Source organism: Agrobacterium vitis (genome assembly GCF_013337045.2).
Taxonomy (GTDB): domain Bacteria; phylum Pseudomonadota; class Alphaproteobacteria; order Rhizobiales; family Rhizobiaceae; genus Allorhizobium; species Allorhizobium vitis_B.
Genome location: NZ_CP118260.1, coordinates 345,633 through 359,620, shown reverse-complemented (window position 1 = coordinate 359,620; position 13,988 = coordinate 345,633). Strand labels below are relative to the sequence as shown.

At 57.4% G+C, this 13,988-nt stretch carries 10 protein-coding genes; 1 reads left to right on the top strand and 9 read right to left on the bottom strand.

Annotated features, from left to right (window positions below; all coding sequences use genetic code 11):
• Positions 1-47: 47 nt before the first annotated feature.
• From G6L01_RS19500 to G6L01_RS19460, 9 genes are all read right to left on the bottom strand, one after another.
• Positions 48-1,622, bottom strand: coding sequence for an ABC transporter substrate-binding protein (locus G6L01_RS19500; RefSeq protein WP_070165241.1), 1,575 nt, complete (start codon positions 1,620-1,622; stop codon positions 48-50).
• A gap of 41 nt (positions 1,623-1,663) precedes the next feature.
• Complete coding sequence (locus G6L01_RS19495; RefSeq protein ID WP_070165239.1) at positions 1,664-2,740, bottom strand: S-methyl thiohydantoin desulfurase family protein; 1,077 nt, start codon at positions 2,738-2,740, stop codon at positions 1,664-1,666.
• A gap of 2 nt (positions 2,741-2,742) precedes the next feature.
• Positions 2,743-3,867 (bottom strand): S-methyl thiohydantoin desulfurase family protein, encoded by a 1,125-nt coding sequence (locus G6L01_RS19490; RefSeq protein ID WP_070165238.1) that lies wholly within the window; start codon positions 3,865-3,867, stop codon positions 2,743-2,745.
• Positions 3,864-5,417 (bottom strand): hydantoinase/oxoprolinase N-terminal domain-containing protein, encoded by a 1,554-nt coding sequence (locus G6L01_RS19485; RefSeq protein WP_070165236.1) that lies wholly within the window; start codon positions 5,415-5,417, stop codon positions 3,864-3,866. The genes G6L01_RS19490 and G6L01_RS19485 overlap by 4 nt, the downstream gene beginning before the upstream one ends.
• 24 nt (positions 5,418-5,441) lie before the next feature.
• On the bottom strand, positions 5,442-7,109 hold the full coding sequence (locus G6L01_RS19480) for a dipeptide ABC transporter ATP-binding protein (protein WP_070165235.1): 1,668 nt from the start codon (positions 7,107-7,109) through the stop codon (positions 5,442-5,444).
• Positions 7,110-7,111: 2 nt separating this feature from the next.
• The gene (locus tag G6L01_RS19475; RefSeq protein ID WP_139190105.1) at positions 7,112-7,990 is read right to left on the bottom strand and encodes an ABC transporter permease; all 879 of its coding nucleotides are present in this window, start codon (positions 7,988-7,990) and stop codon (positions 7,112-7,114) included.
• Positions 7,987-9,015 carry an ABC transporter permease gene (locus G6L01_RS19470; protein ID WP_070165232.1) on the bottom strand — a complete coding sequence of 343 codons (1,029 nt, stop codon included), beginning with the start codon at positions 9,013-9,015 and terminating at the stop codon, positions 7,987-7,989. The genes G6L01_RS19475 and G6L01_RS19470 overlap by 4 nt, the downstream gene beginning before the upstream one ends.
• Positions 9,016-9,131: 116 nt before the next feature.
• Positions 9,132-11,447, bottom strand: a complete 2,316-nt coding sequence (locus tag G6L01_RS19465; RefSeq protein ID WP_174089291.1) for a helix-turn-helix transcriptional regulator — start codon at positions 11,445-11,447, stop codon at positions 9,132-9,134.
• A 272-nt stretch (positions 11,448-11,719) separates the two neighbouring features.
• Positions 11,720-12,370, bottom strand: coding sequence for a GntR family transcriptional regulator (locus G6L01_RS19460; protein ID WP_070165648.1), 651 nt, complete (start codon positions 12,368-12,370; stop codon positions 11,720-11,722).
• A 167-nt stretch (positions 12,371-12,537) separates the two neighbouring features.
• On the opposite strand from G6L01_RS19460, the gene G6L01_RS19455 reads away from it, so the two are divergent.
• Positions 12,538-13,935 (top strand): malonyl-CoA decarboxylase, encoded by a 1,398-nt coding sequence (locus G6L01_RS19455; protein ID WP_070165230.1) that lies wholly within the window; start codon positions 12,538-12,540, stop codon positions 13,933-13,935.
• The last annotated feature ends 53 nt before the right edge of the window (positions 13,936-13,988 follow it).

Genomic DNA, 13,988 nt, shown 5'->3' with positions numbered 1-13,988 from the left:
AACAGCCAGATTTTCCAGAGTTGAAATAGTCGCAAACAGACCCCGGATTACTTGGCCGGGCAGGTCCATGTCAGATTGTGGAAATTGTAATCCCAGCTTTGCATCGGCACAAATTTGTAGCCGGAGATGCATTTGCTAAAGGCGACACGCTGCACTTTCGTTAGCAAATTCACATCTGGCGCCTTGTCGGAAATGACCTGCTGGATCTGTTTGTAAAGCGCATTCTGCTTGGCACTATCGGTGGTGGAGCGGGCATCATCGATCAATTTATCGACCTCGGCATCCTGCAACCATTCCATCGAGGCCCATGTTCCCGCCGATTTGGAGTGATATTGCACGTAGAATACGCTGTCCGGCGAAGGATAGGTTGGGCCATAGAACACTTGCGTTGCCGAAGGCGTGGTCTCCGGCTTGGCGGCCAATTCGGTGATGCGGTTCCAGGGTTCGGGCTTGATGTCCACATCCACACCGATCTGCTGTAAATTGGACTGCATCAGAAGCGCAATATCCTCCTCAAACGACAGGCCCGCGACATAGGTCATCGTCAGCTTGATGGGTTTGCCAGCATATTTGGACTGAGCAAGCTCGGCCTTGGCCTTTTCAAGGTCGAATTCGGGTGCTTTCAGATTGTCAAGATAGGCTTCCTTAAACACCGGTGCCATTGGCCCGGCCAGCGTGTCACCGGTCATAATCTGGGTCTGGATCGTCTTGTAATCGGTGGCATATTGCAAGGCGCGGCGCACATGCACATCGTCTGTCGGCGCGGCCTTGGTGTTGAGCTTCAGATAAAAACCTGTCGCTGTCGGCGTGGTCTGCACCACATAGCCGTCGGTTTTGGCCAGCGCGTCATACGTTTCATTGGCCTGCGTTGTGGAAGAGATTCCCAATAGGCCTGATGTGGCCAGCGCCTTGACGGTTGCCTCATCATTGGTCTGCACGAAGCGCACTTCATCAATCGGGTTTGTTGGCCAGCCCGCGTAATATTTCTCATAACGGCTGATGACCATTTCCGAGCCGCGCTGCCAGCTGGACAGGACATAAGCGCCTGCGCCCATGGATTTTTCGCCGACAACATCCTCGCCCCAAGGCTGCTTGGATGCCGCTTTGACGGCATCCTCGTTGATGACAAGCAGCAGCGGGGTGGTGGTCAGGAACGGCGCATAGACCTTGTTCAGCGTGATGGAGACGGTGTGGGCATCCACCGCCTTCACATTGTCGGGGTTGATCAGCGACGCAAACAGATAGGCCGGCCCCTTGTTGATCGCCAGCAGGCGCTGGACAGTATAGACGACATCCTTGGCCTCAACCGGTGAGCCATCCTGAAAACTTGCGTCCTTGCGCAGATGGAAGGTGTAGGTCAGGTTATCGCTGGACACATCCCAGCTTTCGGCCAGCTCGGGGATGATCTTGCCGGTGCTGTCCACGGTGGTCAGGCCATCGTAAAGGTTCACGGCGGCGAGATATTGAGTGTAATCGGTGATCTTGGCCGGATCGATGGTGCCAAACACCTGCGTTACATTCATCACGGTGGAGGTTTTTGCCACGGCCACTTGTGGCGCGACAATGGCGGTTCCCATCGCCAAAACCACCGCAAGGTGCTTAAAAATCTGTGTTGCGTTCATCTCATTCCCCTTTTTTTGACAGTTCGCTGTATTTTAAAAAATCATGCAGAGAGTGGCTTTGCGCTGTCGCCGTAGCCAAAATAGCCCGGCCCCGCGAGCGCCAAGCCTTCTGGCGTATGCCATTGCGGATCGGCGGGGATGCCGGTGAATTCTACCATCAAGCCGTAGCGCATCTGTTCGGTGGTGACAGGCAGGCCCATATCGGCATCAAGGGCACAAATCAGGTCCGGCGTGGCCCAGACGGTTTCACCATTTTCGCCCTCGGCCAGCAGAAACTCGTTCTGGAAATGCACGGCAAAACGTTGGCCTGCAAAGCGGTCCACACCGCGCAAAATCAGCTTGCCACGGGCAAAGCCACCCGTTGTGGCGCGCTCCACATCCACCACGCGACCGGTGAAAAGATGGGTGCCGCCAAGCTTTTCGCGCAAAGCCTGCCCGGCATGGCGGGAGCGGGCACGCTCATGCAAAATGGTCTCGCCAATGGTACGGATTTGCGACATCGTGCCGTGCAAAAGCGCCTGTTTCATCTGCTTTCCACTCATGGCATAGGCCGCAACAAGGGCGGCACCGCCCATTTGAATGGTCACGGCGCGGGCCATTTTCTCGGTCCACAGATTGGAAACGGCTGAGAACAGTGAGGAATTGCCCTTGTCATCGGCCAGAACCAGTGGGCTTGCCGAGATCCCATGCAGGGTGAAACTCACCATCTGTAATTCCGGAAAAGCGCGGCCCATGCCATCGCCATCCACCAAAGGCAGACCAGTCACAGCCGCCACCATATAGGGAATGGTGGAGTTCAGCCCGCCTGCCTCAACGCAGAGGATGGCTCCGGCCTTGCGGCCCAAAAACTGCTCCAGCTCATGCAGGGCTTTCAACACTTCCGCACCAGATGGCAGTTTTTCCAGCATCACTGTGGGCGCACCCATCATAAAGACGGAAATGCACAGCGTGTCGTCATCCACTTCGTCTGCGGCAACCACTGTGACTGGCCCATGCTCGCGAAGGGCCGCTTGCGCCATCAACTTGCCAATATAGGGATCACCGCCGCCGCCCGTGCCGAGATAGGCACCGCCAAGGGCAATGGCCTCCAGATCATGTTCTTGCACCTGATAGGACATGATCACGATCCCTTCATCGGGGTATAGACAATGCCATCCAGCCCGAAGGCCTTGGGGCCAACCACGTCCAGCGCTTCGCGTGAGCGCAACAACCCATGGCACGGCAAGGCAACGATGGCGACGCGCTGGCCATAGCGGAGCATTTCGGTGGTGATGGCTTCGCCGCTATCGACATCCAGCACCAGAATCAGGTCTGGCACGCAGCATTCCATCTCACCATCGTGGAAGAACACCAGATTTTCATTCTGGATCAGCACCGAGCCGGTTTCGCCGTGGTGGGCATCAATGCCGGAAAGCTGAACTTCGCCGCGCACAAAACCGCCGCGCAAGTGACGCTTCAAATCGTTGATCTTGCCGGTGAACAGCTTTTTGCCATTCTCCTTTTTGCAGATCGCTTCAATCGGGTCATCGTGGTTTTTCTGCGCAAGCCTAACTGCCTGCCCGAGGCTGACGGCTTGCGTGTAGGAATTGGGAATGCCGAATTGCTTGACAAAAGCCCCGGTCATGGGTGCCGAGGCCAGGGTCGATGCTCCGCCCTGCGCTACCACGCAGGCCCGCGCCATGCGCTCGTGCCAAAGCTCCGACACCGCATGCTGAAACAGCACGACATTGCCATGCACATCGCACATGGCCGATGGCGTAGAGCTATGCCCGTAGATGGAAAACGTGGTCATCTGCATTTCCGGGAAGGCACGGCCCATGCCATCACAATCGATCACCGGCAGGCCCGTCAAAGCGGCCACGACCAGCGGCTCCATAGCATTGGAGCCACCGATTTCCTCGCAGACAATGGCATCGATGGATAGGTCCAGATGCGCTTCCAACGCCCGAATGCACCGCAAGCCTTCCCGGCCCTCCCGCAAACGCTCAATGCCAACCACCGGCGCACCGATACCGCCCACGGAAACGCAAAGCGCATCATCGTGGATTTTCTGGTGCGGCAGAACGGAAAGCGTATAGCCCTCATCCAGCAATTGTCGGGCGCGCAGCTTGCCAATATAGGGATTGCCACCGCCGCCGGTCCCCAGAATGCCCGCGCCGATTTCCAGCGACAGGAGATCATCGTGATCGAGAATCCAGAGATCTTTCGGATCAAAATAATCCTTTTGGGAGATAATCGCGCTCATAGCTGCCCTCCCATCTCACCCACGACCTTCACGTGGATGCGGGTGGCATTGCCGGGCAGATAGGCCAGAGGCACATCTTCACGCTCAATCACCTGAATGGTGGTTGGATCAGCCCCGGCAGCAACGGCGTTTTTCGTGGCTTCCTCTTCGGCCTGCTTCAGGCACAGCTCGCGGGTCAGGCCATTTTCAAGGGCAAAGACCCGGTCTACTTCGCCAGAAATCTGGGCAATGGCAGCACCAACGGCATTGGCAACCGAGAAGTTTTCGGGCCGGATAATCTGAAAATCACCCAACTTATCCGGCATCAGGATAGAGCCGCCACCAACGGCGATGACCGGAATAGGCTCTGGAGAAACCCGGCTGCGCTCAATGGCATTTTCCAGCATCTGGTGGATGCGCGCAAGCGCTGCCTTGGCAAGCTCTGGGGAGACATCGGCCACCTTGCTCTTATCGCCCACATCGGCATGGCCAGCGGCCACGGCAATATCGGTAGCCGTCAGCGTTGCGCCGCCAAACACTTTAGCTTCAGAGGTGATACGATAGCCCACCGATTGTGGCCCAACGGTAACTGTTTCCGCGTCCCCACGCACCAGCGAACCGCCGCCCAGACCGATGGAAAACACATCTGGCATACGGAAATTGGTGCGCACGCCGCCAACATCCACCACCGTGGCTGCCTGACGTGGAAAGCCCAGATGCAGCGCCCCAACGTCCGAGGTCGTGCCGCCAATATCGACCACAATCGCTTCCTGCACGCCGGTGAGGAAGGCCGCACCGCGCATGGAATTGGTGGGGCCGGAGGCAAAGGTCAGAACCGGGAAATCCTTCACCGTCTCTGCCGCCATCAGCGTGCCGTCGTTTTGGGTGATGTGGAAGGGGCAAGTGAGACCAGCACTTTTGAGCGCTTCGCCAAAGGCCCGCACGGTTTTATAGGCCAGTTCCAACAGGCTGGCGTTCATGATCGCCGCACTTTCGCGCTCCAGCAACCCGATACGGCCAATATCGGTGGACATCACCACCGGCAAGCCGGGGCAATGCTCCTGCAAAATTGCCTTGGTCCGCTGCTCCATCGCCGCATTGATCGGGCCGAATACACACGTGACGGCTGCGGCCTTGAGATTGTTGGCGCGGATTTCACCGGCAATGCGCTTGATCTCATCTTCATCCAGTGGCGAAATTTCGCGGCCATCAAATTCATAACCGCCGCGCACCATATAGCCGTGCTTGCCAACCACGGGTTTCAGGTCTTCCGGCCAGTCGATGGCTGGCGGCAAGCAGGCGGTGGCGGGCAGGCCGAGGCGGATGGCGGCCACCTGCGTCATATGCTTGCGCTCAATCACCGCATTGGTGAAATGGGTAGTGCCGATCATCACGTTGGTCACGAGGCTGCGGTCAATGCCTGCGGCTTTGATCGCCCCTTCCATGGCCTCAACCACGCCAGTGGTGACATCCTCCGACGTTGGAGCCTTGATCCCGGACAGAACCTTGCCGCCTTGCATGACCACAGCATCCGTATTGGTGCCGCCCACATCTATTCCCAATCGGTACACGTATGTTTTCCTTTCAACAACGGGTCAATGTCCGGTGCTTTGCACCAGAAAGCGGCCTCGTTCCTCTTCACTAATGGTGGGTTTCAACGCCTCTTGCGCATCGGTCAGAACCGGAATGGCAGCAATGAGGGCGCGGGTGTAGGGGTGGTGGGCCTGTGCGAATACCTCGGCAGGCGTGCCTTGCTCGACGATTTCGCCCTTGTACATGATGACAATGCGCGAGCAGAAATTGCGCATCAAAGACAGATCATGAGAGATAATCACATAGGTCAGACCGAGCTTTGCGCGCAGGTCCAACAGCAGCTCAATCACGGTTTTCTGCACCGAGACATCCAGCGCCGATGTTGGCTCATCCAGAATGATGATCTGCGGATTGGCCGCCAAGGCGCGCGCAATCGCCACCCGCTGCTTTTGCCCGCCGGAAAGTTCATGCGGATATTTTGAGACGAAATTGGCGGGCAGGCGCACGAGGTCCAGAAGCTCGACCATGCGTGATTTACGTTGCTCCTTATCGAGACCAACATGGGCCAAGGGAACAGCCAAAATCTGCGCCACCGTGCGTTTGGGGTTCAGCGATGTGCCGGGATTTTGGTAGACAATCTGGCTGAGGCGCAAAGCGCCCGCTCTGGGCGTTCCGCGCACAACAATCTCGCCACCGCTGGGCTGCAATAGGTTCATCATCATCCGCGCCAGCGTGGTTTTGCCAGAGCCGCTTTCTCCGGCAAGGCCAAAGATTTCGCCCTCATTGACGTGAAGATTGATGTTGTTGACGGCCAGATGGCCGCGTTTTGCGCCAAACAGCGCCCGCTTGGCATAGAGTTTGCGCACATTACTCAGAGTGATGATCGGAGCTTTGTCACTGACCGGCTGATCAACCACACCCTCGCCATAGAGCGGCGGCACCGCCGCCATCAGCTCGCGGGTATAGGCCTGTTGTGGGGCCTGAAATACGGCTTTCAACGGTCCCTGTTCGACAATGCGGCCATGCTGCATCACAATCACCCGGTCCGCCGTCTGGCGCACCACGCCGAGATTGTGGGTGATCATCAGCAGTGACAGGCCTTCTTCCGACACCAGCCGATTGATCAGCCGCAAGATTTCATCCTGCGTGGTCACATCCAGTGCCGTGCCCGGCTCGTCGGCAATCAACAGATCGGGCTGATGCAAAAGCGCCAGCGCAATCAACACCCTTTGGCGCATACCGCCTGACAGCTCGAACGGCCAGGCGTTGAACACCCGCTCAACATCGCCCAGTTGCACCTTGCGCAACACCTCGAAAATCCGCTGCTTGCGCCCCTTCGGCGTGTCATAGATGCCTTGATTGCGATCAGCATAATGCATCACATCTTCCAGATGCCGACCAATGCGAAACACCGGGTTGAAGGAGGACAGCGGGTCCTGCATGATGATGGAAAAGGCTGTGCCTTTCAGCTTGTTGCGTTCACCTGATGGCAGGCTCAACAATTGCCGTCCGCGATAGGCAATTGCGCCCGCCTCCACCTTGGCATTGTTTGGCAACGTGCCGAGAATGGCCTTTGACGTGACGGATTTACCCGATCCGGTTTCGCCAATTAGGGCGACCCGCTCTCCGGCATCGATGGTGAAGGAGATGTCGTGCAACACCCGGTTCACCCGACCATAGCCGGAGAAGGCAACCGTCAAATCCTGCACACTCAGCAAGGGATCAGCCATGGTCACGCCTCCACATCAAACATGTCGCGCAGGCCATCGCCCAGCAGGTTAAAGCCGAGAGTGGCGTAAAAAATCGCACCACCAGGAGCCAGCACTTCCCACCATTTTTCTGGCAGAAACTGACGCCCATCGGCCACCATCGAGCCAAGGTCCGGCGTTGGCGGCTTCACGCCAAAACCGAGGAAGGACAAGGTTGCGCCAAACAGGATGACAAAGGCCGCATCCAGCGTGGTCTTCACCGAAATCACCGCAATGCAATTGGGCAGGATTTCCCGAAACAGGATATGGATAGGCCCGGCACCGGCGAGACGTGCCGCCTCGATAAAATCTTCACCGGCAATCGAGACTGTGACGCGGTAGACAAGCCGCGCATGCCATGTCCACCACAAAAGCGTAATCGCAATCATCGCATTGATCAGGTTTGGCTCCAGCACATTGCCAATCGCCAGCGCCATCACCAGTGGCGGAATAGCCAGCATGATATTGGTAAACCCGGTGATCAGCCGCTCTGTCCAGCCGCCGAAATAACCGGCACACAGGCCCAGCACCGCACCAACAGGCACCGAAATCCCCAACACGCCAAACACCAGCAGCAGCGAGACGCGAAAGCCAAAAATGGTGCGGGTGAACAGATCGCGGCCCACCTTGTCGGTTCCAAACCAGTTGATGAGGTTCGGCGGATTGTGCCGATGGCGAAAATCGACAATGGAGCCGATATGGCTTGGAAAGGGCGTGATCAGCGGTGCAAGGATCGCCATGACCACGACCGAAATCACAATCAACGCACCGATCAAAGCAGCAGGATTGCGGGAAAATCGATACCAGTTCATGTAACCGGCTGAGAGGTCGCGCTTGTTCATCATAGAATTGGGGCCCATCATTGGCCTCCCCGAAAACGCAGGCGCGGATCAATCAGGCTGACAGTGAGATCGATGACAAGATTGGCGAGGATGAAAAACAGGCCGGAAATCAGCACCACAGCCATTAGAGCGTTCAGGTCTTTTTGCAAAATGGCATTGAGACCATAGGAAGCAAAACCGCCCCAGCCAAACACCATTTCCACCACAAAGGCATTGCCAATCAGCGAGGCAAATTCCAGCCCCATGATGGTCAGCGGCGCAACAGACGACAGCTTGAGCAGGTAGCGAAAGGTCACGACATAATCCGGCACGCCAAAACTCAGCAACGTCAACACATGGTCCTTGCGCTGATTTTCAATCATTGCCGAGCGCATGATGCGGGTGATCTGGCCAATACCGGCCATGGCCAGCGCCAGTCCAGGAAAGAGCAGATGCTGAAGGGCATCGGTGAACACATCAAACCGGCCATGGAGCAGGCTATCCACCAGCAGAAAGCCGGTTGGCCCGGCGGGGGCGTGAAGATCGAAATTCACCTGCCCCAACAAAGGCCAACCCGGCAGAAAATTCGCCGCAAACAATTGCAGGCCAATAGCAAACAGAAAGGACGGCACCGTGACGCCAACCATGGAAAACAGCCGTCCGAGATTATCGATCCAGGTGTTGCGATGGCGTGCCGTAATGACGCCTAGCGGAATGGCAATCAGCAGATCCAGAATGACCGTAACCACCACAAGCTCCAGCGTGGCGGGAAGAAATTCGACAACATCATGAATGACCGGACGATGCGACGACAGCGATTGGCCAAGATCGCCTTGCAGGGCGTTGGCGATATACCGGCCATATTGCACAATGACCGGCTGATCGAGGCCCATTTCGCGGCTCAGCGCCGTGACCTGCTCCTGCGATGCGGACGGCCCAAGCGCCATGCGGGCCGGATCACCGGGCACCACGCGGGCCAGCGCAAAAATCATCAAAGACAGCACGAACAGCACCATGACCACGGAGAAAACCCGCCTCGCGATCTGTTCGACAACATGCAAAATCATCCCGCCATTCCCTCTTTGCGCCATGGTGGCGCGGAAGGACGGGCAAGAGCAATGCGGACGAAGGATAGGTTTTTACAAAATAAGGATAGGTTTTAAGGCATTTCAGTGATGAACTATTAGCGCACCCACCCCAGCGCCTTTGCCGCCGCAATCGCCTCGTGTCGCCGGGAGCAGCCCAGTTTGCGATAGACATTTTTCAGATGAAATTTCACCGTCGGCTCTGAAATGCCGCTGTTGCGGGCAATCAGCTTGTTGGAGGCGCCTTCCGCCAGCATGGTCAGGATTTTCAGCTCCTGCTGGGTCAGCCGGGTTCGGGCCGCCGCAAGACTGCTGTGACGCCCCTTGTCCAGCCGCCGCAGGATAGCCCGCGCCGGGGTGGCCGCCATCACGAATTCGACTATCCGCTTGTCTTGCAGCAGCTGATCGAGAAACAGCCATTCCTCTGAAAGGGCCGTCAACCCTCCATGGCTTGCGCAGCGTTCAAACACCTGCCGCAGCAGAGTGCGAGCTCTGGAATTTTGCTGCGTTTGCCGCAAGACAAAGGCCAACCAGAGGGAAACCGCAATTTCCTGCCGGACCAGCAGATGCGGGTTGGTCAGCATCACCTCAAGCTTGCGGTCGAGATGGGGAAAACCCGGGCGCTCGTAGGAGATTTGCCGCAGCCAGCTCAAGGCCAGCGTAATCTCGTCTCGACCCGCCAGACGGGCCAAAGCCTCCTGCGCGCTTTCAATCCACACCCGATCAAATCCGGCCCGCAACGGTGCAAGAAGCCGGGTCGCATCACCCCAGCAATTACCGCTTTGCAGGATCTGCGCCTTGCGCACATCCAGGGAGAGACGAAACTGCCGGTTCATCGGCTGGTAAACGCTCCAGCCATCCAGAAAGCGAAGAGCGACGCGGGTGGACATGTGGACGCTCAAGGCTTGGCTGCCGTAGTAGATGGCGACATCGGCCAGACTTGGCCACAACTCGCCCGCAATCAGTGCGGCCATCTCTTCTTGCAAAAAGCCAAGCAGCACCGCTGGCTCGCCGTTTTCATAGGCCATGCAAGCTGTCAGCAGATCAAGAAAGCGACGATCTCCGGGACTGTCAAAGCCTGTTTTTGCCAGCATGTCCTCGGCAAGCCGCAGAGACTGGTCCATACGGTTGAAATCGGAGGTCAAAAGGCTGAGCACCGATTGATGCAGCGCTATGTAGAAGCAAAGAATGGGACAATCCGCCTGCCGATAGGCCTTCATGGCCTTTTCGGCCATGCCATTTGCCTCTTCGTAGCGCCGGAGCCGAAGGAAAAACTCCAGCATGGCGTTGTAAAATGATCCGCGCTGCTCCGGCTCGCCCAGCGGTAACTCGCCACCAATCTCAAACAGCGCTTCCAGCAATCTATCGGTCGGCGCAACATCCTCATAAATCAGGACCGTGATACGAAACAGTCTGACACGTAGGGAAAGCGCACTGTCGCGCGAGAAAACGGCCAAAACATTGCGCATTTCCACACCGAAGCACTGGACCAGAAATTGCATTGCCCATGCCACATCACCGGCTTTGATCATCAGAAAGGCGCGACTGATGGCCAATTCTTCCGGTAGATCATCACAGCCCGCCTCAAGACCTGTCACCACACGCAAGAACGCATCATGGCCCAGCCGATAATAGAGAAACCAGCCGCCTGTCTTGCAAAACAGTGCCAGCGCGTCCTTGCCCTGATTGCACGCCAGCAATCGCAGGATCACCACCTCCAGATTTCGCGGGTTTCGACGTAAAGCCTGCGCGAGAACGCCAGACGGATCAGCAGTCCGGGACGGATCGGCAAGACGCCGGAGCATTTCTTGCTCCAGCGCGCCGGGCAAGGCGCTGTTGATCCTTTGGCAGGCTGCGGTGGCGGAATGTGCAAGCGGCGGCAGACGCATGGCAAGCCAGGACGGCCAATCCTGTCCACAGACCAGCAGCGCCGACATATCAGCATCATCCAGGCCAGCCAGACAGTCGTCGCCCAGAAACGTCGAAAGCCGGCTCTGTCCAGCCAGCGCATCCTGACAATCTACCCCCGGCGACAACAGGACTGGCCAGCCTGCACACCTGTCCCAGTCACGATGGCTTAACCCGTCCTGAGGCAGCAGAAGATCCTCACCATCAAGATCCAGAACCTGACCATAAAGGCGCAGCCGGTCCAGTCCGGGCAAGCTCTCGCCGGGGCGCAGGGCAACGGCATAGCGATGTCCTTGCTCAAGCCGCGAAAGATCGGGAGAAATGGTTGGGCGATCATACACCGTCCACCGGGCGGCATCAGCCCCCAGCGCGACGATCAATGCCTGAAGAAGCCAGGTCTTGCCGAAGCCTGCGGGCGCAGTCACGACAATGACAGGGCTGACGTCATGGACAATGCGCGCGATCAGATCGCTTCGCGCAATCGGCGCATCGGGGGGTGAGGTCATGGATTTCGCATTATGCTTCGACATCAGCGCTTACAGTCTGCCTAACAGTCTATCCAATAATCGCCGCTGGCCGTCTGCAAATGGAAATTTCTGCGCTTGCCTGCTTCATTCGCATTTCCAAACGGAAAACCGCTTCGCACTTTTCCTGGAATGCTTGTACTCACGTACATTAAGTACGCTCCGTTCCGGTTCTCGAAATCACCATTTTCGCCAGGCCAACAGCAATTCTTGAACAGACTGTAAGAGACCAAAACGCAATTATAATACTCTAATCACCGTGCAGCCATATTGGCAACGAGGTCGCTGAACCTTTCACCCTGAACGGCCACATGCATTCCGAGCAGCCGTCTTGTCTCCTCGACATCGCCTCGGAAAAGCGCCTCAACAATCGCCCCATGTTCGGAAAATGACGTCGACAAGCGGTTGCGCACCCGCAATTGCAGCCGCCTGTAGGGTCGCAGGCGACGATGCAACTGGTTGCACTGCTCCTCCAGAAATTCACTTCGGCTTGCCGCATAGATCGCCTTGTGAAAGGCTTCGTTGTCATAATAATAGCTATCGCTGTCACCAGCACCCGCGGAGATTTCGCACCGCTTATGGGCATCAAGGATCGCCTCTTTGGATTGCTCATCCAGCCGACGGGCGGCAAGCGAACCGGCCAGACCTTCCAGCTCGGCCATAACCTCGAACATTTGATAGATACGGTGCGGCCCCGGATCGATAACCACGGCGCCACGGCGCGGACGGATCTCGATGAGGCCAATGGCGTTCAACTGCATCAGCGCTTCGCGCACGGGTGTGCGTGACACACCGAACCGGTTAGCCAGCAAGGTCTCATCCAAGCGGAGACCGGGTGCGAATTCATGGGACAAAATCGCATTTTCAATTTCGTCTCGCAGCCAACGCCCCGCGTTTTCAGACATGCATCCGGCCTTCATAATGCAATTTTTCCATTCTTGTATACAAGGCTGTTGACACCGTGCACATTGTGGGCCAGCTTACATACCATATTGCGGTGGATATTGAATAGACAATGATAATAAAAGGGGCAGCGCGGGGGGCGCCGTCCTGATGATCGGAGGAATTTTAGATGGCCGGAACCTCTTTTCTCAGTGACCTGCTTTCGGGCGTCACGGAACGCGGTCGCGCGCTGCTGTTTTCGGGATCGAAGGCACGCGACAGGGTCGTTGATACTGACATCGAAACCCTGTGCGAGATGCTGCTTTCAAGTCGTGGCGAAGCCTCGGGCATGGCAATCGCAGCGGAAATCCTGGATCGCTGGAGCCGTTTCGATGCCGCGGAGGCCGTCCAGTTCTTGCACATGCTGTCTGACCGTTTCGGCGCGGAAGCCGCAGCGCTCGACAAGGCGATAGACGCCTATCGGACCGACAAAAGCCCGATGGCCGTCATCGCGCTGCACAATGCAGCCGAACCACGCCGGCAGGAGCTTCTGCGCCGCCTCAACCTTGCACCCAACGGCACGCAAAAGCTTGTCCGCATGCGCGAACGACTGCTGGAAACCAAGGAGGATCGCGCCGATCTTGGTGCCGTCGATACCGATTTCGCCCATCTTTTCAGCTCCTGGTTCAACCGTGGCTTCCTGACGCTGCAACCCATCGACTGGACGACACCGGCGCATATTCTGGAAAAGATCATCAAATACGAAGCCGTGCATGAGATTGCCGGGTGGGAAGAGTTGCGGCGGCGGCTTGCGCCCGCAGATCGGCGCTGCTTTGCCTTTTTTCATCCGCGCCTGCGCGATGACCCGCTCGTTTTCGTGGAAGTCGCGCTGACCCGTTCGATACCGAGTGCCATCGCCGATGTGCTGGATGAAAGCCGGGATCATATCGGCCCCGATACCGCAACGACTGCGGTCTTCTATTCGATTTCCAACTGCCAGGACGGTCTTCGCGGCATTTCCTTCGGAAATTTTCTCATCAAGCAGGTGGTGGAAGACCTGCGGCGGGATCTTCCCGGCCTCAAGGAATTCGTCACGCTCTCGCCGGTTCCGGGCTTTGCCCGCTGGATTTCGAAGATCAGAGATCCGAAGTCCGGTTTCCCGCTGTCGCAAGAGGACCGCAACACGCTGGCTTTGCTGGATGATCCGACATGGCCTGAAGATAAGGCAAGGGCGGATGCCGTGGAGCGCGTGCTGCTGCCGCTCGCGGCACGATATTTCATCACCGAGAGAACGCCGGACAACCGCCCGGTCGATCCGGTTGCCCGTTTCCACCTTGGCAATGGCGCCAGGCTGGAGCGGCTTAACTTTCTGGGCGACCGCTCAGTGAAGGCAATGCGCCAGGCGCATGGGCTGATGGTCAATTACCTCTACAAGCTGGAGGACATCGAGACCAATCACGAGGCCCTGGCACAGCGCGGAGAAGTGGCAGCGTCGCCAGGCGTTAAAGCCTTGCAGGGAAAAATCGAGCTGGGTCTTCCCGAAAAAACCAGGGATATCAAAAAGGCGGAGAGCCTGTCCGGTTCTTAACCGAACTGGAGAGAGACCCGCACGCTGCCTGGAGCCAGGACGGATTTACGGTC